The organism is Achromobacter ruhlandii (assembly GCF_902859695.1).
Classification (GTDB): Bacteria; Pseudomonadota; Gammaproteobacteria; order Burkholderiales; family Burkholderiaceae_B; genus Achromobacter; species Achromobacter ruhlandii.
In genome coordinates this window covers 32,534-53,138 of the sequence record NZ_CADIJL010000008.1, presented here as the reverse complement: position 1 = coordinate 53,138, position 20,605 = coordinate 32,534, and the positions used below count along the sequence as shown (strand labels likewise).

Below are 20,605 nucleotides of genomic sequence, written 5' to 3'. Positions count from 1 at the left end.
GCTGCGTGATCTGGGGCCGAAGCGCCTCCAGAAACTCGATGATCTGTTCCGAGCGAATCGCTCCCGGAAAGAAACGGAAGTAGAACTGCCAGAACGACAGTCCGGCGATGGCCGAAAGTTGCTTCCAGGTGAAGCTGTGTTGCAGAACCGGCGTTTGTCCGCGCAGGCTCCAGGTCCGCGCAACACTCGGCCGCTCGCTCAGTCCGGATTCGTCGATGAAGACGATGGTTCGGCCTTCTCACTAGTGTAGTGTTGCATCCTTGAGTGGTCGTATTTTGCGGATGCCTGAAATGCGTGTTGCCCCCGAAATCATGTTGACTAACGAAGAGCGAGTCGAACTGTCAAAACTGGCGCGCTCGCAGTATTGATCACCGCCATCGACGAGTACATCGCTGTGCATAATCAAAACCCGAAACCCTTCGTCTGGACTGCCAAGGCCAATGACATTCTCCAAGCGGGGTATCCGGATGAGTGCGGTTAGTTACAAATTTCCTACAATTCTGGCGTTTTCGGTTCGCAGACGTGGCCACATGAGCCGTTCGGCAGCCAAACCTACAGCCGTGGCCTATTTACGTAAGAGGATGAATCTCTGCACTCTTTCTCATCGCCGCACTCATCCGGATACCCCGCTTCTCCAAAAAGTCATTCGCGCCAACCGCAAGCCGCCACCCCGACCATGCATCCCCGCTTCACGCTCGCCGGACTGGAGGAGCACCCGCTCCGCCAGCGCCTGAACAACGAATTCCACGCCCGGCCGCCGATTCCGCTGGTCGGGGCGATGCTCGTCTCGCACCTGGTCTTCAAGCACAGCGCGACGACGGCGCAGGCTGAGCGCGACAACCTGGCGCTGCTCTGCCAAGGGCATGTCTGCAGCTCCATCGAGAGCTCGGATTCCCACATGACGCTGGAAACCGACGCCTTCCGCATGCGCTGGGAGCTGCACACCGAATTCTCAAGCTACACCTTCTTCCGCCCGCTCGCCCCGGGCGAAGAATTGCACCCGGACGCCACCGTCTTCGACGCCGTGCGTCCCGACTGGCTTGGGGCCATCCCCGGCAAGCTGATGGTGGCGACCCACGTCGAGTTACGGTCGACCGAGGAAATCAGCCCGGAATCGGTGCTCTCCAGCCTGTCGCCGAGCGGGCGCACGATGGTCGCCGCAGCCGCCCGGGTGGCGGACGAAACGGCCTGGATCTTCACCGACTTCAAGATCGAAAACGGCTTCTCGCGCTTCCTCGTCCTCAACGCCGGCATGACCCAGCGCCAGACCGGCCGCACCGTGCAGCGCCTGGTCGAAATCGAGACCTACCGCATGATGGCCCTGCTCGGTCTGCCCGTGGCCAGGGAGGTCGGCCGCTGGCTCTACCGCGGCGAGAAGCAACTCGCCGGGCTGATGGACCGCATCGGCCAGGCGCGGTCGGCGGAGGACGAACGCGAGGTGCTCTCCTCACTTTCCACGTTGGCCGCCGAGGTCGAGCATTCGGTCGCCCGCACGACCTTCCGCTTCGGCGCCGCGCGCGCCTACCACGGGCTGGTCATGCAGCGCATAGAGGAACTGCGCGAGACGCGCATTTCCGGCCTGCCGACCTTCTACGAATTCATGCAGCGCCGCCTGCAGCCGGCGATGAACACCTGCGAGGCGATCAGCCGCCGTCAGGAGGAACTCTCCGCCCGCGTCGCCCGTAATAGCCAGTTGCTGCGCACCCGCGTCGACATCGAACTGGAACGCCAGAAACAGGAACTGCTCGGCCACATGAACCAGCGAACCCGCCTGCAGCTGCGCCTGCAGAAAACCGTCGAGTGCCTGTCGGTCGTCGTCCTAACCTATTACGGCTCGCAACTGGTGCAATACCTCGCCAAGAGCACCAAGGATCTGCACCACCTCAATACCGACGTGATCACCGCGCTCTCGATCCCGCTCATCGCAGGCGTCGTCGCCTGGGGCACGCGGCAAATGCGCAAGAAGCTCGCCGCCGAAGAGGGCGAGGCCTGGCAGCCTGTCGGGCTCTCACAGAGATAGGCGATATTCATAGCCAGAGGAACAGAGGGAATCTGCTGCGATGGCGTTCCACCCGATAGATCGAGACACGGACTTTCTGTTGCCGCCCTCGGTGCAGGAGTGGCTGCCGGAAGCGCATCTGGCGCGGTACGTGGTGGACGTCGTCGAGCAGTTGGATCTGTCTGCCATGGAGCGGGCGTATGCGGGCAAGGGCAGCGACGCCTATCATCCGGCAATGCTGCTGGCGTTGCTGATTTACGGCTACGCCACTGGGACCTTCTCCAGCCGCAAGTGTAGCGGCGCGCGATAATTGGCACTGAATTGCGCGATAAATGGCGCTGAGCCTGTTTCGAAAGAAAATTGCAGATACCGCAAACCGACGAATGCGGTCGATTAGTCAGCCGCGGCGGCTAACTCCCTTCCACTCTGCGACTTGCCTGCGGTACGCCATCCGTCTTGCGATGATGAGCGCAGCGAGGGCGCTGAGAGCTCCGCAGAAGATCAGTCCTGCCAGCGAAAAATCTGACGCTAGGTCGCGCTGGGGGGTCATGATCGGGTCGGTGGCGAGCGCATCGACGATCGACGGGGCGACGATCGCGGCGTCGCTACCTGAGTGTGGTCCCCCGATTTGATGTTCCGATGGTCACATAGTGTGATGGTCTGCAGAGGCGATCGGCTGAATCGGAAACGCCGCCGGATGTTCAGCACCGGCGGCGTTTCCATGGTGAGGTTTCGGAGTCAGAACGGCGGTTCGTCGGGGTCGGCCGATCGGAACAGGTCCGGCTGTACGAAGTTGGGTTGCATGAGGTTTTCGCGTGCTCGTTCGTGCGTGGTAGAAGCGCTCGATCTGGCCGAAGTAATGCGACTCGAACAGCATCAGGAAGTCGTTGAGGCAGGCGTGCAGCGTCACGGCGGCCTCGTCGGGGAGTTGCGGCCAGGACAGGGGCGCGGGAAGGTGCTGGGTTTGCATCAGCGGCGGGCAGCGGCGCGCAGCGGGGTGGCGGTTTCAGGCGGGGCAAAGACCTCGAGATAGAGCTTCTCGTCCAGTTGCGGCAGCTCGCGCTGGGCGGCGACGGCGAGCAGCTCGGCGGCCAGGGTGGTGAGGATGCGGTAGTTGCCGAAGCGTGATCGCACAGCGTGTGCATGAGCGCGGGACTCATCAGGCTGGCGTTGCCGGCCGCGGCCATCAGGTGCTGCAGGCAGGCTGCTCATCGCGGCTGGCCGGCTCGGTGGCGAGCCGGGTGCAGATGCGTGAGCCCAGCGGGATCAGCTCTTCGCGGCGCAGCTTGTCGGGCAGGCGTGCATCGCCGGCGATCACCACGCACTGCAGCGACTGCGAGTCGAAGCGGGCGCTGGCCATCAGGCGCAACTCCGAGAGCACCGCCGGGCTCATCTCCTGGGCTTCGTCGATGAGCAGCACGGCGCGCCGGTGTGTCGTCTCGAGATGGGCCAACCAGGCCTCGCGCAGGGCCTTGAAGCCGCCCCAGCGGTTGTGCGGCCGCAACGGCACGCCGAAGATATCGCCAATTTCACGGTAGAAGTCGGCCAGATTGCTCTGTGGGGGGTTGATCGCCCCGACGGTGACGTCGGGCAGCCGCGCCAGGCGCTCGGCCAGCAGGCGCATCGCCACGCTTTTGCCGGTGCCCGGATCGCCGTGGATCATGGCGAAACCGCCTTCGCGGATCAGCCCCTGCTCGATGCGCCAGCAGAAGTGCTCCACCCGCGGCGGTACAAAGATCGCCTCGAGCGGCACCTCGGTCGAGAACGGATGCCACTTCAGCCCGTAGAGGGCGAGCAGGTTCGGGTTCATGCGGCCTCCTCGTTGGCGAGCGGTTCAGGGGTGGGCAGATAGGCCGGCGGTACGCCGGTGGCGGCGAGTCGGCGAGCAACTGGGAGAGCAGCGGCGCCATCCCCGTGGGGGGCAAGGGCGACAGGTCGATCGCCGCCGGCGCGCGGGGCCGCCGTTGGGCGTTGGCATTGGCGGATTTGTCGAGCGGCCGGATGGGGCACAGGATGACGCCCGTGCGGGGATCGACCAGATCGACCCGGGCGAGATCCCAGCGGGCGTAGCGCAGATGCACCACGGCCAGATGGTGGTAGCGGGACGGGATCTCGAAGCGCCGGCCTTTGAGGCCCACGGTGCCGTCCGAGCGGCGCAGCCGGCGAGGCGCTTCGATGCGGAAGGCGTCGGCGAGCAGCGTCGTGTCGGGGCAGTCGCGCCGCACGTTGGGGCCGGCGAGATAGCGTTCGAGCGGCGTGGCGTCGAGTTCGCTGTGCCGCGTGCGGTGATACTCCTGTTCGACCCAGGCCTGGGTCGCCTGGTTGAGCTGCTTGAGCGTAAGGGCAGACTCGCCCTCGATCATCGGCATCAAGCGCCCCTCGATGCCGATATCCCCCTCATAAGGCACTCATTCCCAGGAGACGCCGAGGCCCCCGACACCTATCCTTTCGGCCATACACTCACAGAGGCACTTCGCAGCCACCAAATCGAGGTCAGCGCCATGTTCACCGCCACACCGACGACTCACCAGCACAACATCGCATCGCCCGCCGCGGAGGAGAGCGATGCTCACGATGTCATCGAGACGCGCCTGTGGCTCGAGGAGCACGACTGGCTCTACCGTCTGCTGCGCAGCGAAGACAATGTGTCGCCGACCTTCCGCTTTCCCGATCTCATCAGCGCCAGCGTCTCGCTGGTCTTTACGCATCCGGATGCCGCCGCTAGCATCTTCCGGTTTCTCGGGACCGAACTCGTTCTCCGCCCACCCGAGACACCGCGCCGCCGCGAATCGATGTGGCGACACCAGTACCAGTTGCTGCTGGACCTGCAGCGTTCGCCCGCCAACCGGCACCCCAACCCCAAATTCCAACTCGACCAGTTGACCACGGCCTGCGTCGCCCTGTGCCGGGCAGCGGATGGCTCTGGCGCCGGCATCCTGCGACAGGCACGCCGCAATATGGCCGAACGTTCCCATCGCGGGCGGGATGTACCACCCGGCTGAGGCTTGCATCGCCTCAACTGTTGCCCCTGACTGGCATCCACCCGCTTCTGACCCGCTCGCTCACCGTCACCTTGCCCGGCTAGACGCCGGACCAACCCGAACCCGACCCTGACCGTCTGCACCCTCGCCGACGGCCCTGACCTCGTTACCCGCCCACCGGCGGGTCGTTCCGGTTTCGTTGGAGAGGTGACTCATGCGTCTGCCGCTGCACTTTGCTGGCTTGGCTGCCTTGGCCGTCCTGGCGACCGCGCCCACCTGGGCACGGGCCTGCTGGGAGGAGGCGGCCCAGCGCTACGGCATTTCGGCCGACCTGCTCTATGCCATTGCCCGGGTCGAGTCGAACCTGAACCCCCAGGCGGTCAACCGCTCGCACCTCCAGCGCACCGGGTCCTACGACATCGGGCTCATGCAGATCAACAGCGGCCATCTGCGGACCCTGTCGCGCCACGGCATCAAGGAAGCCGATCTCTTTGATCCGTGCACCAACATCCGGGTCGGCGCCTGGCTGCTGGCCGACAGCTTTTCTCGGCGGGGGGCAACGTGGGATGCCGTCGGCGCCTACAACGCGGCCTGTTCGCAACTCAAGGGCAAGGACTGCATCGAGGCCCGCGCCCGATACGCCTGGCGGGTGTACCGCCAGTTACCCGCACAACGCAGCGCGCAGTTGGGCAAACACTTGGTAGTGACGGCGACCACGATTCCCGCCCTGATGTCAGTGAGGGTCTCGCCATGACAGCTCACCTCCTGCGCCGTGTCGCTGCGCTCGGTCTCGTCGCCAGTTGTACAGCCCTCGCATCGTCGTGCAGCCTGTTCCGCACGCCGGTACCGGCCGATCCCACATCGGGAATGCACGCGGCGACGCCTGCGCAGTTGGCCCAACTCGACTTCGGCCGCCGGGCCCACTTCGCGCAGTGCGTGCCCCCGGCATGCCCCACCCGCACACCCAAGACACTCGCGCCGGAGGCGCCCAGCCAGCCGATCACGCGCGAAGCCGCAGTCACCCCGGCCGAATCCATCGCCCCTGCACCTTTGGCGCAAGACCCTGTGACGGAGGCGGAAAGCTCGCGCACGGTCATCGTGCAGTTCGGCCTGGGCAGCGCCAAGCTGAGCTCCGCCGCGCGCTCCCAACTGAATGCGGCCATGGGCAACCTGCTCCACGTGCGCCGCATCACGATCATCGGCCGCACCGACAGTACCGGACCGTTGGCCTTCAATGAATCGCTGGCCCTCGCCCGCGCCCTCGCGGTTCGCGACCATCTCCGCAAGACCCATCCGACGCTGGCCGCCACGCTGACGCTGCAGGCGCGAGGGGCGTGCTGCTTCATCGCTTCGAACGACACCGTGGCCGGGCGCACGCAGAACCGGCGGGCCGAGGTGGTCTTTCAGATGAGCGAGGAGGATCTGCCATGACGCCGCGCCGGTCGCCCGCTCACCTCCCAGTCCTTCACCCGTCGAGCACTCGCGCTCCCACCCGCAGGCGCATCCGTCCGCCCACCGGCCTTCCTACCTCTATCCCCCTTTCAACGCTCCACCCATGCCCGGAGGTTTTCATGAACACTGCAGTGCTTGTTTCTTCCCCCCGCGTCGCCACGCGCAAGCCGATGACCGTCGCGGTGCTGTTGGCGACGATCGTCGTCGGCCTCGGCACCGCTTTTCCCGGCTACGCCCTGGACCTCGTCGCCTTCACCGGCATCACCGGGCCGCTCACCTCGGCCCTGACCCAGATCGCCGCGCTTGGACCGGGCATCAAGGCCCTGGTCGGATTCGTCGGTTTCGTGGTCGCGCTCATCTCGCTCTCCGCGCTACGCAACTTCGGCCCGGTCCTCTTCTACGTGGGCCTCGCCATCTTCGCCGCCGTGGGTCTCGTGATCGCCGGCGCGATCATGGGCGCGGTCGTCTGACGCCAGCATCGACACCCAGGAGACCGCCATGCAAGCGGACACCTATATCCCGCGGCGTCTCGATGACCAGTGGAAGATCGGCTTCTGGGATGTCGATGTCGCCGCGCCGATCCTGTTCATGTTCTTCGTCGGCTATCTGTCCGGCAGCAGGCTGTCCTTCGCCGTCTGCATGGCGATGGGCATCTTCGTCTCGCGCTGGATTTCGCGCCTCAAGGCGGACAAGCACCCGGCCTTCGCCATCCACTGGCTGTACTGGCACCTGCCCGCCAGTCCGATGACCGCCATGCGCGCCACGCCGCCGTCGCACATCCGCCGCATGGTCGGCTGAGCCGGGAGATAAATATGAACCCCCACGCTCACTTCGTTCGCTGCCCCCCAAGGGGGCGTTCAGTGCCCTTCGGGCGGCCGGGCGGGCACTGACCATGGACTTCGAACGGCTCAACGGCGACATCAAGGAGATGCGACGCCGCAATCGCGGGCTGGGCCTGGCGGTCGGCGTGCTCGCTGCCGGGCAGATCCTCGCCCTGGTAGTGATCCTCAACCTGCTCGGGACGGTGCGCACCGTGGTCGTGCCGCCCTCGCTCAACAAAACCTTCTGGGTCACCCGCGACCAGGCCAGCAACGAATACCTCGAGCAGATGGGCAGTTTCATCGCCTGGCTGGTGCTCGACGTGACGCCGGCCTCGATCGACTGGAAAAAGGACATCCTGCTCGGCTACGTCGAACCCGACCAGTACGGCCCGCTCAAGACGCGGCAGGAAGTGGAGGCCGAACGCTTGAAGCGCATCAACGCCGCCACCGTGTTCGCCCCCCAGCAGCTCGTACCCAGCGAAGAAGGCCAGAGCATCGTCATCCGCGGGCGCCTGCGCACCCTGGTCAACGGCTTCGAGACCGCCAACGACCTCAAGGCCTACCGGGTCGAGTTCAGCTACGCCGGTGCGCGCATGCATTTGAAGAGTTTCAAGGAGGTGCCCAATGCCGGCAACTGAACCAACCCAAGCCCGATCCCCGCATCGGTTCGTCCTTGTGCTTCGGCACGGATGGGCGATGAGTGCCGCAATCGCCGCAACGGCCGCCGTCTTCGCCTTGACGCCTGTGCCCGCCCACGCGCTGCAGATCGTCGAGGCCAGCGACGGCGTGTCGGTCGAAGCCATCGTGTCGATCAAGGAGCCGACCCGCATCCGCATCGAGGGGGCGCCGATCACCGACGTGTTCGGCAACATCCATTCGAGTCATTGCGGCGCGGCGACCGCCCTGCCCGCCACACCGGGCATGAGCAGCACAGCGCCCGGCGGCGGCGTCAGTTCGGCGATCAATCCGGCCGGTGAGGTCGTGCTGGAGTGCGACCGCGACAAGGGCGAAATCTACGTTCGCCCGGTCGGCGATGCCGTGAAACCGATCAACCTGTTCGTCTCCTCGGCGAGCACCACCTACACGCTGCTGCTGCGCCGCGCGGACACGCCCGCCGACACCATCGTCATCCGCGACAAGACGCCCAGAGCGTTGAAGCCAGCCACAGCGGCCCAGGCCGGAGCCGGACCGTCACCCAACCCGGTCCGCGCGATGAAGGCGCTGCTGTTGGCGATGGCTTCGGACCGGGTGCCGCCCGACGTGCGGGTCGAAGAGACCCATCGCTCGGTCCCCCTGTGGATCGAGACGCGGTTCTCGCTGGTGCGCCAGTACGAAGGGCGCGGCCTGATCGGCGAGAAGTACCTGCTGCAGAACGTCAGCAATGCCCCCATGGTGCTGGCCGAACCGGAGTTCGATCGCCTCGATAGTCAACTGAGTGGCGGCGTCGCCGGCGTCAGTATCGAGCAGCACAACCTGCGCCCCGGCGAGAGCACCAGCGTCTACGTGATCCGCCGAGGAGAGGCGCCATGAGCACGCCGCAGCAGTCGTTCCAGGCCCTGCGCGGCTTGCCGCAGCGCCTGTCGCAGCATCTTTCTCCCCGGCAACGCCAATACGCCATGCTCGGCACGCTCCTGGCCGGCGGCGTCGGGCTGCTCTGGCTGATCTTCGCCTTCACCGGCACCCCCCCGAAGACCGGCGCCGCCCAAGCGTCCGCCGGGCAACCGAGTGCGGTCACCAACATCGGCGTGATGCCCCCCGGCGGCCAGGTCAATCCGGTGGATCAGTGGGTCGGCACGGCCGGACGCAAGCTCGCCCAGTACGAGAACGAACGTGAAGAGCAAGGACGCCTCAACAAGAACGCCCAGGCCTTCGAAGCGAAGACCATGCAGCGCTTCGCGGACCTGGAACAGCGGCTCACCTCGGCACAGCAAGCGGCCGCCACCCCGGCGGCGCCCACCCCCGTCGCGACCACGCCGAACACCCTGCCGCCGGCGGCGAGCCTGCCCCCCGCCCCGCCGCCGCCCAAAGGGTCGCCCGCCGGCGCGATGCCAAGTGGCACCCCGGGCGACACCGTGCTATCGCCGCCGCAGCCCGCGATCACGCGCATCACCGTCGCGGACCGGTCCCGCACCGGCACCGGCGCGCCGGTCGCGAACACCGGTGTCAATGCGGACCCGGCCTCGGGCAGCACTTCGCAAGCTGTCGCCCGGACCATCTCCACCTTCCTGCCGGTGAGTTTTACCCGCGGCACGCTGCTGGGCGGGCTGGATGCGCCGACCGGCGGCCAGTCCCAGTCCAATCCCCACCCGATCCTGATCCGCCTTTCGGACAACTCGGTCCTGCCCAACCGCTTCCGCGCCGAATACCGCGAGTGCTTCGTGATCGCGGCCGGCTACGGCGACATCAGCTCCGAGCGCGCCTACCTGCGCACCGAGAGCCTGTCCTGCGTACGCGCCGACGGCGCCACGCTGGAAGTGAAGATCCAGGGCAGCGTCTATGGCGAGGACGGCAAGGTCGGCATGCGCGGGCGCCTGGTCACCAAGCAGGGCCAGATGCTCGCCAATGCGCTGCTGGCCGGCGTGGTCAGCGGCATCGGCCAGGGCCTGGCCACCTCGTCGACGGAGTACAGCACCTCGGCGCTGGGCACGGTCGCCAGCGCCACCGGCGCCGAAGCCTACCGCGCGGGCCTGGGGTCGGGTGTCGGCAAAGCCCTGGACCGGCTGGCCCAGTACTACATCAAGCTCGCCGAGAACACCTTCCCGGTCATCGAGGTGGATGCCGGCCGCGAAGTCGACGTCGTGATCACCAAGGGCGTGCGCATCGACGTCCCCATGACGGCGGGCGACCCGTCGTCCGCGCGCCTCGCCCACTCCGCGAACGCCCCCGAAACCCGCTATCTGGAGACCTCCGACGATGGCAACTACTGAACCCCTGTGCCGGCCCCGGCGCGTGCTCGTCGCGGCCTTGAGCGCGACACTGCTCGGACCCTTCGCCTGCGCTGACGCCGCCGCACCCACTGAAAAGCGCCTGCTGGCGGCCTTGCAAAAAGCGCATCCGGGCACGCACTTCTCCGAAGTCACCCGCTCGCCCATCGGCGGCCTCTATGAAGTCTGGATGAACGGCAACGTGGCCTACGTCTCGGCCAGCAACCCGCGCTACTTCCTCTTCGGCCGCCTGTTCGATACCGAGACCCTGCGCGACCTCACCGGCGCGAAACTGGCGCAGGCCGACAGCGTAAATGGTGCCCAAAGATCGGCCTCAGAAACCGCTCGCACGGCGGCGGCCCCCGTCCACTTCGATCGACTGCCGCTCAGTGATGCGATCAAGACGGTCCGCGGCAATGGCCAGCGCAAAGTGGCCGTCTTCAGCGATCCCAACTGCCCCTACTGCAAGCAACTCGAGTCCGAACTGGCCGGCCTCGACAACGTCACCCTCTACACCTTCCTCGTCCCCTTCCAGGGCGAGGCCAAGCCCATCGCCATCTGGTGCGCGGGGGATCGCGCCGCAGCCTGGCAGCGCCTGATGCTGCACGGCGACGACAGTGCGCTCAAGACCGATGCCGCCTGCGACCACCCGATCGCCCGCAACCTGGCACTGGCCCACCAACTCGGCGTCCAGGGCACGCCCACCCTGATCTGGGCGGACGGCAGCCGCACCGAGGGCTTCGTGGGACGCGCGGTGCTGGAAGCACGGCTCGCGCAGATCTTTTCACCAACGACGCCGCAAACCACCGCGGAGCAGCAGCCATGAAGACACTCGTGCTGCGCATCAGCGCCCTCTGCCTGCTGCTCCCCTTGGGCGCCTGCATGAACATGTCCGGATTGGGCGGCGACTCGAAGTACGCCTGCAAGGCCCCGGAAGGTGTCGCCTGCGACTCGGTGTCGGGTACCTACGCCAACGCCGTCCACAACAACCTGCCCAGCCAACGGGCCAAACGGTCGGCCGCCCCGCGAAAAGAGGCATCCGAAGCGAATCCGCCCGAATCGGCCGTGCCCGCCCCATCGTCCGTCGCCAGCCGCAATGCCGACACGGCGGTCACGCCCAGCCCCTTGCGCTCCCAGGCCCGTCTTCTGCGCTTGTGGATTAAGCCCTGGGAAGACGCCGATGGCGATCTCTACGACCAGGGCTACATCTATGTGCACGTGGACAACGGCCAGTGGCTGATCGACCACGTGCAGCGCCAGATCCGCGACGCCTATGCGCCACTCAAGGCGCCTCCGAAGTCGGCAACGGAAACCACCGCCGAGCCGAACGCCGGCGCCAACGCGCCGGCCGCGCCGATGTCGCCGCAACGGCCCCCGTTCGCCGGGCCCAATGCCAACCGTGCGCAGTGAGGTCGCCATGAACGCCCCCCACAGCAATCCCCCGATCGGCGCCCATCGCGACCGTCGGCAGGCGCAGCGCTTCCCCTTCGCCCAGCCCGTGGAGTCGCCGGCCGAGCAGTTCGCCAACTGGCTGCCCTACTCCGCCTATCTCGCCCCCGAAAAAATCTTCGTCAACCGCGACAGCATGGGCGTCATGCTCGAGCTCATGCCCCAGTCGGGCGCCGACGAGCGCATGGCGGAAGTCCTGGTCTCGCTCTATGCCAACTGCCCGCCCGGCACTGGCATCCAGTTCCACCTGTTCGGCTCGCCCCAGGTGCGCACCCAGTTGCGCCACTACGCCAACCTGCGCGTCGAGGACGAGGATCAGGCGGAGCAGGCCAAGCAGTGGGGCCGGCCGGCCCGCAACGGGAACCTGTTCAGGAAACTCGCCCGCCAGCGCGTCGGCCACCTGCTGCAGGGCGCGCAGAAGTCGCTCACCGCCGGTTTCCACTACACGATCCGGGATTTCCGGCTGATGTTGAGCGTCGCTTTTCCCGGCGACCCCGAGGATCTCAACAAGCGCGACGAGTTGATGGCGCTGCGCGATTCCATGTCGTCCACCCTGCGCTCGGCCTCGCTCCCCAACCGCGTCTGCGATGCCGCCGACCTGATCAACTGGTGCGCCCTCTTCACCAACCCCGACCGCATCTCCCAGACCGATGCCCCGGACCTGCACTACGACGATGGCCGCGAGCTGCGCGACCAGATCGTGGACTTCGACACCATCCAGGACCCGCACCCCAGCGGCCTCACGCTATGGAAGGAAGCCAGCCCCGATGTACTGGAGGCGCGCTTCTTCTCGATCAAGAGTTTTCCGGAACGCTTCGCGCTGTGGCAGATGGGCTCCCTCATCGGCGACCTGATGCAGCCGGCCTTGCAGTACAGCGCGCCCTTTCTGCTCACGCTGGGCGTGCAGGTGCTCGACCCCAACGTCACCAAGTCGGTGGTCACCGCCAACCATGTGCGGGCCACCCAGAACGCCAAGTCGAAGATGGCCGACGTGATGCCGGACGTGAATAAGAAGCTCCAGGACTGGACGGCGGCGGCGGATGCCATCGACACCGGCGGCAGCCTGGTGAGCCTGTACCACCAGTTGGCGCTGTTCACCGCCCCGAACAAGGCGGTCGCCGCCCACGAAGCGGCCAACGCCATCTGGCGCGGACGCGGTTTTCAGTTGAACGCCGATGCCTACATGCACCGCCAGGCGCTGCTGGCGAGCCTCCCCATGACGCTGACCGAGAAGTTCCACCGGGACTTGGTCAAGATGCGCCGCGTCACGCGCAAGACCATGGCCAATGCCATCCACATGGCGCCGCTGATCGCCGAGTGGCGCGGTACGCGCACCCCCGCCCTGGTCTTCGGCGGCCGCCGCGGCCAGTTGATGACCCTCGACATCTTCGACAACGACCTAGGCAACTACAACTTCGCCATCATCGGCGCGCCGGGCTCGGGCAAGTCGGTGCTGATGAACGAGATGGCCTGGTCCTATCGCGCGATCGGCGCCAAGGTCTGGATGCTCGACCTCGGCCGCAGTTTCGAGAAGCTGTGCCGCAAGGCCCAGGGGACCTACATCGAGTTCCGCCCCGACGTGGACATCTGCCTCGACCCCTTCACCCACATCGTCGACATCAATGAAGACATCGACATGCTGGTGCCCGGCATCGCCAAGATGTGCTCGATGCAGCACACCCTGGAGGAAGTCCAGTACAAGGCCATCTCGGCCATGGTCCTCAAGCTCTGGCGCCAATACGGCAACGAGCTGCGCATCACGGGGCTGCGCGACGCCTTCAAGGGCGGAACCATCGAAGAACTGGGCGTGGTGGGCGACCAGCGCATCAAGGATCTGGCCATCATGCTCAACCCCTACGCCAAGGGCGGGCAGTACGAGCGCTTCTTCGAGGGCAAGAACAACGTCGATTTTTCCAACGACTTCATCGTCATCGAGAACGAAGAGTTGAAGCGCCGCCCCGACCTGCACGCGGTGGTCAACATCCTGCTGCTGCACCGGATCACCGGCGAGATGTACCTGACCCGCAACCGGCGCAAGGTGCTCTTCGTCGACGAGCTGAAGCAGCAACTCGGCGACATCGGCGCCGACGATCCGGTCAAGGCCGCCGTGATCGAGGAAGCCGCCCGGCGTGCCCGCAAGTACGGCGGCGCACTCGGCACCGCGACCCAGAGCGCCGACGACTACTACGGCTCGGCGCAGATGGAAGCGGCCTTCAACTGCTCGGACTGGGTCTTCCTGCTGCGCCAGAAACCGGAATCCATCGAGATGCTCGACCGCAAGGGCCGGCTCACCATGGACGAACCGAAGAAGCGGCTGTTGAACTCGCTACGCACTGAGGCCGGCGTGTTCTCCGAGGTGTACATCTCCTCCCCCGTGGGCGAAGGCGTCGCCCGCAACATCCTCGATCCGGCCACCCACCTGCTGTTCTCCAACAAGTTGGAAGACAACGCGCCGATCGATGAACTGCGCGCCCAGGGCCTGTCCATCGACGAGGCGATCGGCGAACTGTTGTGCCGCCGGGGACATACGGTATGAAGACCACTGTTCCCCAATGGCTCACCCAGGGCCTGGTCACCCTGTTCGTGGTGGCCGCCTCGCTCACGGCCTACGACCACCTGGTGCTACGGCCGGCTCTGGTCATCGGCGTGGTCGATGTGGCCGAGGTGTACCGCGCCAAGGAAGCGGAGTTCACCCAACTCCTCACCAGAACCAGCTCGGAGGAGGACCGCCAGAAGGCGCTCGTCATGGCCCGGGCCTTCGCCCAGCGCCTGCCGCTCGCCCTCGATGAGCTGCCGCGGGAATGCAACTGCCTGGTGATCCTCAGGACCGCCATAGCCGGACCGACGCCGAACACCGTCGACCTGACGGCACAGCTGCGCAGAAAGGTGGCCGCGCCATGAACCCCGAACCGATCCAACAGGCGCAACCGCGTCCCGCGTCGAACCCCGGCAGCGGTCGGCGAGTCGTCAAACATTTTGCGGACTTCCTGCGCCATGTGCGCCGGCGCTGGTATGTCTACCTGCCGATCTTGGCGATCTGGGGCTTGGCCTATGCCCGGCTCTTCATCGATGCGACGCCGCGGCTGCCCGTCCTCTTCAACTGGACGCCGAGCCTGTCGTATCGCATCGCCTGGCTGGTGCATGGGCCCCACCCCCTGCGGCGCGGCGACTTCATCGTCTTCTCGTTCGACGGTGAGGCGCAGGCGCGTTACCCAGGGCTGCGCGGCCAGCCCTTCTTCAAGATCGTGCGGGGCTTGCCGGGCGATGCCGTGACCGTCGCCGGTCGGCACGTGGCGATCAACGGCGAGGAGGTCGGCGTGGCCAAGCTGCAGGCCTACGACCATAGTCCGCTGGACCCGATCACGCCCACCGTCATCCCGCCCGGGCACTACTACGTGCAGGGCACCAGCCCCGACTCCTTCGACTCGCGCTACCAGGACAGCGGCCTGGTACGGGCCGAGCAGGTGGTCGGTGTCGTGGTTCCGCTGTATTGAAGGGCGCGCCATGACCAAGGCCCTTCTGTTCCTCGCGCTCCTCGGCCTCTTGACCCAGCCGGCCGCCCGGGGCCAGTCCAGTCCGGCCCGCGGACCGATTCACGGGACGCCGACGGCTCCCCAGAGCAATGACATGCCGCTGGCCGACTATCTCGGCCTCCTGCGGCAAATTGCCCCCGCCGCTGAAGCCGGCGCCAAGGACTATCTCGCCGCTTTCGAGCGGCGTTGTGGCCGGGCACTCACCACGACCCAGTTGCGCCAAGCGATGTCGGCCGGTGACGGCGATCCGGTGCTGATGGGACTGATCCGCGCCAGCCACCTGCGCGATACCGTCGCCCGCGAACGACTCGCCGGACAGATCCGTTGCCCGGCCAGGGGGGCGCGATGAAACGCTGCATGGTGTCCGCTCCCCTGGTGCTCGGCCTGATGCTGGGCGCGGCAGGCGTGCGGGCCATGGACTTGGGCGTCATCGGGCCGACCTACGAGATCAGCGAACCCCATCTGCTGCAGATGATCGAGCAGCGCCTGCGCGAGAAGGAACGCAGCGGCGAACTCGGGCGCCTGGAAGCAGAGGCCCGGGAACGGGGCATCGCGACCGTGAAGAATCCGCCGCCGGTCACCGGCCTGCGGCCGACCGAAACGGTGCGGACCTTCTACTTCGACCCGAGCTTCATCCTGGATCGCAACATCCTCGGCTCCCAGGGCGAATTGCTGTTTGCCGCCGGCACGCGCAAGAACCCGCTGGAGGTGGTGTCGCTGTCCCGGCACCTGCTGTTTTTCGATGCCCGCGACCCGCGTCAGGTCGGCCGCGCCCGGCAGTTGATCACCCTCTACCAGGGCCGGGTGAAGCCGATCCTGGTCGGCGGCTCCTACCTGGACCTCATGCAGTCCTGGCGCCTCCCGGTCTACTACGACCAGCAGGGCCTGCTCACCCGCCGCCTGGGCATCACCCAGGTGCCGGCCCTGGTGTCGCAGGACGGGCTGCGGTTGCGTATCGACGAATTGGCGGTGTCCCCATGAATGCCCATCGCGGCCTCGTTCGTTTCCTGCTCGCCGCCGTGCTCGCCTGCGCGGCCGGCCCCAGCCTCGCCGCCGGTGCGGCCACCTGCACCGGCAAGTTTCCCAATCCGATCACCGATATCTGCTGGTCCTGCATCCTGCCGATCAGCATCGGAGCCGCGCACATCGCCAACTTCGGCGACCAGGAGGACACCGACAACCCTGCGAGCCCGGTCTGCAGTTGTGGCGTCAATCCGGTCATCGGGCTCTCCATCGGCTTCTGGGAGCCCGCACGGCATGTCGAGGCGGTGCGCAAGCCCTTCTGCCTGGTATCGCTCGGCGGCATCGATCTCGATCCCGGCATTCCGGCGCCGGAAGCGGCGCGCTTCACCCGCCCGGAAGGCGATGGCGACGGCGGCAGCTTCTACCAGGCGCACTTCTACGTGAACCCGGTGATGTATTGGCTGGAGGTGGTGACCGACTTCCCCTGCCTGGAAAAGGGCTCCTTCGATCTCGCCTACCTCACCGAGGTCGATCCCCTGTGGGCCGACGACGAACTCACCCTGATCCTCAATCCGGACGCCGTGCTCTTCGCCAATCCGGTCGCTATCGCCGCCTGCGCGGCCGACTGCGTCGCCGCCTCGGTCGGCTTCGGCATCCGCGAGCTGTTCTGGTGCGCCGGCTGCCAGGGGGGCATCTACCCCCTCGACGGCCACGTGCCTTACCACCTGGGCGGCGTGCGCACGGCCGCGCTGATGGCCCAGCGCCTGACCGCCAAGATGCACCGCGAACTGATCGCCTGGGGCTGGCACGGCACGCCCGGCCTGTGCGGTCCGTACTTCGAGCCGGTCATGGACAAGACCGCCTACAAGACTCAACTCACCTATCCGATCCCCAACACCGACAAGGAGGCCGGCCGCTGCTGCCAGCCCTTCGGCCGCACCACGGTGCTCTGGGGCGCCGGCAAGGAATACCCGGTGCGCGGAGAGGACTTCGCCTTCATGTTATTTCGCAAGAGGAACTGCTGTGTCGGCTTCTGATCTCCGTCTATCTGCCCGTGCCCTCGGCCTCACCGCCGCGATCCTGGCTAGCGCACAAGCCTTGGCGCAAAACCCGCCGGTCATCACCGATGCGGACATCGAACGGGTCCGCCGCGAAATGCCGACCGTCACCGACCAGGACATCGACGCGGCGCGGCGGAAGTACGGCATGCCCAGCGATGCCGAACTCCGATATGCACCGGTGCCGACCCCCAACGTCGAGGCGCTGCCCCAGCCCCTCAGCCCCACCCCGATCGACCTCGAAGCGCTGGCGCGGGGCTATGCATCGCAATCCGAGGCGATGACTCAGGCGCAGGGGCTGGCGATGGGGCCCGGGCTGTTGGTGTTCGTCAGCCTCTCCATGCCCCGGCCCACGCTGCAACGCCTGATCGACCAGGCCGCGCGGGTGAAGGCCTCGATCGTCCTCCGGGGCTTCGCCAACGGCTCGCTGCGCGACACCGTCGCCCAGGTACAGGGCCTGATTGGCACCCGCCAGGTGGCCGTGCAGATCGATCCCCAGGCCTTCGACCGCTACGCCGTCACCCGGGTACCGACCTTCGTGCTGATACGTGCCGGCACCCGCCCGGTTGCCTGCGCCAGCGGCAGTTGCGCGCCGGCTGACAGCTTCCTGCGGACCTCCGGCGACGTGAGCCTGGACTACGTGCTGGAACACATGCGGCGCTCGGCACCCGGGTTCGGCCCGCCCGCCGACACCTTCCTGAAACGGATTAAGAGTTAGGAGGCCACGATGCGCCGCTGGGTCACCTGGATCACGCTCGTCTGCTTCGTCATGACGCAGACCGCCGCCGTCGCCGGTCCGTTCGAGGAAGGCACTGCGGCCGGACAACTGGCCAATCCCGTCATCCGGGGGACGGTCAATACGCCGAGTGCATCGAGTGCCGTGCCGGGCTACACCACGACGCCACCGGAAACCACCTACTACGGCCAGCCCAGCCTGTCGGGGGCGGCCAATGCCCGCCTGGCCGCCTGCGCCACCAGCACCGACGATCCCGTCTGCCAGGCCCAGCGCGGCGCCGTGACCTCGGCCAACACCCCGCGCACCCCGGTCTCGGCCTACGATCCCGCCGTCGCTGCCGCCCGCGATATCGCCGGCAATCCGTCGAGCGTGCTGGGCAGTCTCGCCGACTATTACTCGGGTTGCACCACCGCCGAGGTCACCACGCCCGCCGGCACGACCACCAAGGTCTGCAACCGTTACAGCGGTGTCGGCAACTACACCACCCGGCGCGACCTCACGGTCCAGGTCGAACTGCTGCCCAGTTGCACCGAAGGCACCTGGTTCGCCCATGGACAGGTCAACCGCAACGGCGCCGACTACATGGTGGCCGAGGCGCAATGCCGCATCCGCGCCGACGGGTTGCAGCGCTTCCGCTTCTACGCTGCCGGCGGCATGGGCGCCTGCATCGGCTGGCAGGCCCTCGACCTGCCGACGGCACCGGCCACCCAGGCCGCCTTTGTCACCGACCTGTCGCCGCATTGGCAGGGCTACTGCTGGCGCCCCTTCAAAGTGGTCATGATGCCGGGCTCGGGCTGCACCGCCGGGAGTTGCAACTACACCTTCCAGTTCGGCACGCCGGTCTATGCCTGCCCCGCCGGGACGGTGCGCGGCGATACGCTGAGCGGCTATTGGGCCGGCGAATTCCTCTCCGCTGGTGCGGCCGACCAGTGCTTCACCCTCACCGTCCCCGATGCCGAGGCCGGCTGCCCGGGCGGCAGCACGGCGATCTACGACGACAGCGGGATGCATTGCGCCGTACCCGCCGGGGCCGCTACGCTGACCGGCGCCTCCGGGTGGAGCCTGCCCTTGTCCTTCGTCCAGCCGACCATGGAGCAGCACGAGACCGACGTCTGGGTCGACCGCAGCGCCGCGCTGACGGAGGGCGGCCGCTGCACCGTGACCACCGCCGACCGTTGCGTGGACGGCCCCGCGACCAAGACCATCGACGGCCGCGCGGTCACGCGCGCCTGCTGGTCCTATCAGCGCACCCTGACCTGCACCGCGGGCGCGCCGGTGGACGAATGCGCCGCGTTGGCGAGTAGCGGTTGCACCCCGGCGACCAGCATCTGCAAGCAGACGAACGCCGCGACGGGCTTATGCGAAATCCACCAGGACACCTACACCTGCCCGGTCTCCGCCCAAACCGCCACCACCGCCTCGAATTGCCCCGCCAACGTCTATTGCCTGGGCTCGAACTGCTTCAACACCAGCTACACCAACGACCCCGACTTCGCCCGTTCGATGTCGCTGATGGAAGCCGCACGCGAAGCCGGCGTGTACCTCGACACCGACAACATGCAGGTCTTCAAGGGCGAATCAAACAAATGCCGCGACCGGCTCTTCAAGAACTGCTGCTATTCCGACTCGGCCGGGGCCGGCATGACCAACCAGAGCCTGTTCGGCACGGGTTCGCGCCTCGTCTATGACGTGCTGATGAACGCCGACAACCGCGAGTTCCTCTATCAGGGCATGCAGGCGCTGCTGATGAGCGGCGGCTTTTCCGGCAGCTTCACGACCTATGGCGTCACCGTCGCCATCAACGGCACCGCGCTGCCGGCCAGTTCAGTCGTGCTCTACGCGGGCGACGGCCTGGTGGTCGCCTTCGATCCCTGGTCGCTCGCCATTGCGGTGGTGATCTACATCGTCATGTCGATGTCGTCCTGCAACGAGGAGGAAGGCAAGGTCGCCATGAAGGAAGGGGCCGGCCTGTGCCATAGCGTCGGGACCTATTGTTCGTCGTGCATCCGCATCCTCGGCGCCTGTGTCGCCTGCATCGAGCACACCACCGGCAAGTGCTGCTTCAACAGCAAGCTCGCCCGCATCGTCAACGAGCAGGGCCGCGTGCAGGTCGGCAAGGCCTGGGGTTCCGGCCAGAATCCCGACTGTTCGGGCTTCACCATTGCCCAACTGCAGAGCCTGGACTTCGCCGCCATGGACCTTTCGGAGTTCTACGCCTCCATCGTCCCGACGCTGCCCAACGTCGGAACGATTCAGGGCAGCAACGCCTCGCGCCTGACGACCTGCTACTACGGACAGGGGAGATGTCAATGAAGCTCATCGATGCTGCAGCGTTGCTGGCCGTACTCGCGTGGCCCGTCCTTGCCGACGACGTGCTCCGCACGCCGGTGCCCGATGCGCGCCCGGTGATGCTGGCCGCCCTGCAGGCGACCGACGGGCAGTCCCATGGCGTCCTCACCGGCGAGATGGCCGACGCGATCACGAGGCGCTTCGGTGCCACCTCGCCGATCTTCATCGACGTGACGACCGAGAAGCGCTACGCCCAACCCGGCTGCAGCCGGCTGAAGGTCACGTTCTGGCAAGACGGCGTTCTCCTGCCCGGTGCCACGACTGCGCGCCGGCAGACGATGGACTTCGGCATCAACTACTGCCTCGACGGCCGGCCGCCGCAATCCCTGAGGTAGAGGCT

At 66.8% G+C, this 20,605-nt stretch carries 23 protein-coding genes and 3 pseudogenes; 21 read left to right on the top strand and 5 right to left on the bottom strand.

Translation table 11 applies throughout. The annotated features are described in order from the left end of the window. Window positions 1–10: 10 nt before the first annotated feature. A pseudogene (locus HV742_RS32510) lies at window positions 11–217 on the bottom strand (IS630-like element ISCARN39 family transposase); the annotation flags it as partial. A 459-nt stretch (window positions 218–676) separates the two neighbouring features. Here HV742_RS32510 and HV742_RS12215 point away from each other — a divergent pair. Continuing rightward, on the top strand, window positions 677–2,020 hold the full coding sequence (locus tag HV742_RS12215) for a DUF3422 family protein (protein ID WP_175145311.1): 1,344 nt from the start codon (window positions 677–679) through the stop codon (window positions 2,018–2,020). A gap of 40 nt (window positions 2,021–2,060) precedes the next feature. Beyond that, a pseudogene (locus tag HV742_RS12210) lies at window positions 2,061–2,303 on the top strand (transposase); the annotation flags it as partial. Window positions 2,304–2,642: 339 nt separating this feature from the next. Here the strand turns inward: HV742_RS12210 and HV742_RS32070 are convergent. The 4 genes and pseudogenes from HV742_RS32070 to HV742_RS12195 all read right to left on the bottom strand — a co-directional run. Continuing rightward, window positions 2,643–2,909: a hypothetical protein gene (locus HV742_RS32070; RefSeq protein ID WP_217482377.1), complete on the bottom strand. Its 267-nt coding sequence runs from the start codon at window positions 2,907–2,909 to the stop codon at window positions 2,643–2,645. A gap of 59 nt (window positions 2,910–2,968) precedes the next feature. Then, window positions 2,969–3,133: a hypothetical protein gene (locus HV742_RS32265; protein WP_254601085.1), complete on the bottom strand. Its 165-nt coding sequence runs from the start codon at window positions 3,131–3,133 to the stop codon at window positions 2,969–2,971. A 52-nt stretch (window positions 3,134–3,185) separates the two neighbouring features. Continuing rightward, window positions 3,186–3,809 carry an ExeA family protein gene (locus HV742_RS12200; RefSeq protein ID WP_254601083.1) on the bottom strand — a complete coding sequence of 208 codons (624 nt, stop codon included), beginning with the start codon at window positions 3,807–3,809 and terminating at the stop codon, window positions 3,186–3,188. After that, a pseudogene (locus HV742_RS12195) lies at window positions 3,806–4,383 on the bottom strand (IS481 family transposase); the annotation flags it as partial. The pseudogene HV742_RS12195 and the gene HV742_RS12200, both read right to left, overlap by 4 nt. A 117-nt stretch (window positions 4,384–4,500) precedes the next feature. Here HV742_RS12195 and HV742_RS12190 point away from each other — a divergent pair. The 19 genes from HV742_RS12190 to HV742_RS12100 all read left to right on the top strand — a co-directional run bounded on the left by HV742_RS12190 (window position 4,501) and on the right by HV742_RS12100 (window position 20,600). Beyond that, the gene (locus HV742_RS12190; protein WP_175145309.1) at window positions 4,501–5,001 is read left to right on the top strand and encodes a hypothetical protein; all 501 of its coding nucleotides are present in this window, start codon (window positions 4,501–4,503) and stop codon (window positions 4,999–5,001) included. 193 nt (window positions 5,002–5,194) lie between these two features. After that, complete coding sequence (locus tag HV742_RS12185) at window positions 5,195–5,734, top strand: lytic transglycosylase domain-containing protein (protein ID WP_175145307.1); 540 nt, start codon at window positions 5,195–5,197, stop codon at window positions 5,732–5,734. After that, complete coding sequence (locus HV742_RS12180) at window positions 5,731–6,411, top strand: OmpA family protein (protein ID WP_175145305.1); 681 nt, start codon at window positions 5,731–5,733, stop codon at window positions 6,409–6,411. Before HV742_RS12185 ends, HV742_RS12180 begins: the two co-directional genes overlap by 4 nt. Window positions 6,412–6,551: 140 nt before the next feature. Next, window positions 6,552–6,902, top strand: coding sequence for a hypothetical protein (locus HV742_RS12175; RefSeq protein ID WP_175145303.1), 351 nt, complete (start codon window positions 6,552–6,554; stop codon window positions 6,900–6,902). A gap of 28 nt (window positions 6,903–6,930) precedes the next feature. Beyond that, on the top strand, window positions 6,931–7,230 hold the full coding sequence (traL, locus tag HV742_RS12170) for a type IV conjugative transfer system protein TraL (RefSeq protein WP_042330495.1): 300 nt from the start codon (window positions 6,931–6,933) through the stop codon (window positions 7,228–7,230). A 94-nt stretch (window positions 7,231–7,324) separates the two neighbouring features. Further along, window positions 7,325–7,891 carry a type IV conjugative transfer system protein TraE gene (gene traE / locus HV742_RS12165; protein ID WP_175145301.1) on the top strand — a complete coding sequence of 189 codons (567 nt, stop codon included), beginning with the start codon at window positions 7,325–7,327 and terminating at the stop codon, window positions 7,889–7,891. 58 nt (window positions 7,892–7,949) lie between these two features. Then, entirely contained in the window at window positions 7,950–8,783 is an 834-nt protein-coding gene (locus HV742_RS12160) for a type-F conjugative transfer system secretin TraK (protein WP_254601081.1), read from the top strand. After that, window positions 8,780–10,180 carry a TraB/TrbI/VirB10 family type IV secretion system protein gene (locus HV742_RS12155; RefSeq protein WP_175145297.1) on the top strand — a complete coding sequence of 467 codons (1,401 nt, stop codon included), beginning with the start codon at window positions 8,780–8,782 and terminating at the stop codon, window positions 10,178–10,180. Before HV742_RS12160 ends, HV742_RS12155 begins: the two co-directional genes overlap by 4 nt. Beyond that, window positions 10,167–11,003, top strand: a complete 837-nt coding sequence (locus tag HV742_RS12150) for a DsbC family protein (protein ID WP_175145296.1) — start codon at window positions 10,167–10,169, stop codon at window positions 11,001–11,003. Before HV742_RS12155 ends, HV742_RS12150 begins: the two co-directional genes overlap by 14 nt. Beyond that, window positions 11,000–11,587 (top strand): type IV conjugative transfer system lipoprotein TraV, encoded by a 588-nt coding sequence (gene traV, locus HV742_RS12145; RefSeq protein ID WP_175145294.1) that lies wholly within the window; start codon window positions 11,000–11,002, stop codon window positions 11,585–11,587. The genes HV742_RS12150 and traV overlap by 4 nt, the downstream gene beginning before the upstream one ends. A gap of 7 nt (window positions 11,588–11,594) precedes the next feature. Next, a complete protein-coding gene (gene traC, locus HV742_RS12140) occupies window positions 11,595–14,162 on the top strand; it encodes a type IV secretion system protein TraC (RefSeq protein ID WP_175145292.1) in 2,568 nt (855 codons plus the stop codon). Next, entirely contained in the window at window positions 14,159–14,527 is a 369-nt protein-coding gene (locus tag HV742_RS12135) for a hypothetical protein (protein WP_175145290.1), read from the top strand. The genes traC and HV742_RS12135 overlap by 4 nt, the downstream gene beginning before the upstream one ends. After that, the gene (traF, locus tag HV742_RS12130; protein ID WP_175145288.1) at window positions 14,524–15,120 is read left to right on the top strand and encodes a conjugative transfer signal peptidase TraF; all 597 of its coding nucleotides are present in this window, start codon (window positions 14,524–14,526) and stop codon (window positions 15,118–15,120) included. The genes HV742_RS12135 and traF overlap by 4 nt, the downstream gene beginning before the upstream one ends. A 10-nt stretch (window positions 15,121–15,130) precedes the next feature. Then, entirely contained in the window at window positions 15,131–15,508 is a 378-nt protein-coding gene (locus tag HV742_RS12125) for a hypothetical protein (RefSeq protein ID WP_175145286.1), read from the top strand. A gap of 8 nt (window positions 15,509–15,516) precedes the next feature. Further along, window positions 15,517–16,140 carry a type-F conjugative transfer system protein TraW gene (gene traW, locus HV742_RS12120; RefSeq protein WP_217482376.1) on the top strand — a complete coding sequence of 208 codons (624 nt, stop codon included), beginning with the start codon at window positions 15,517–15,519 and terminating at the stop codon, window positions 16,138–16,140. After that, complete coding sequence (traU, locus tag HV742_RS12115) at window positions 16,137–17,159, top strand: conjugal transfer pilus assembly protein TraU (protein WP_175145282.1); 1,023 nt, start codon at window positions 16,137–16,139, stop codon at window positions 17,157–17,159. Before traW ends, traU begins: the two co-directional genes overlap by 4 nt. After that, window positions 17,146–17,898 (top strand): type-F conjugative transfer system pilin assembly protein TrbC, encoded by a 753-nt coding sequence (trbC, locus tag HV742_RS12110; protein WP_254601080.1) that lies wholly within the window; start codon window positions 17,146–17,148, stop codon window positions 17,896–17,898. The genes traU and trbC overlap by 14 nt, the downstream gene beginning before the upstream one ends. A 9-nt stretch (window positions 17,899–17,907) precedes the next feature. Then, window positions 17,908–20,229, top strand: a complete 2,322-nt coding sequence (traN, locus tag HV742_RS12105) for a type-F conjugative transfer system mating-pair stabilization protein TraN (protein WP_175145280.1) — start codon at window positions 17,908–17,910, stop codon at window positions 20,227–20,229. Beyond that, the gene (locus HV742_RS12100) at window positions 20,226–20,600 is read left to right on the top strand and encodes a hypothetical protein (protein WP_175145278.1); all 375 of its coding nucleotides are present in this window, start codon (window positions 20,226–20,228) and stop codon (window positions 20,598–20,600) included. The genes traN and HV742_RS12100 overlap by 4 nt, the downstream gene beginning before the upstream one ends. The last annotated feature ends 5 nt before the right edge of the window (window positions 20,601–20,605 follow it).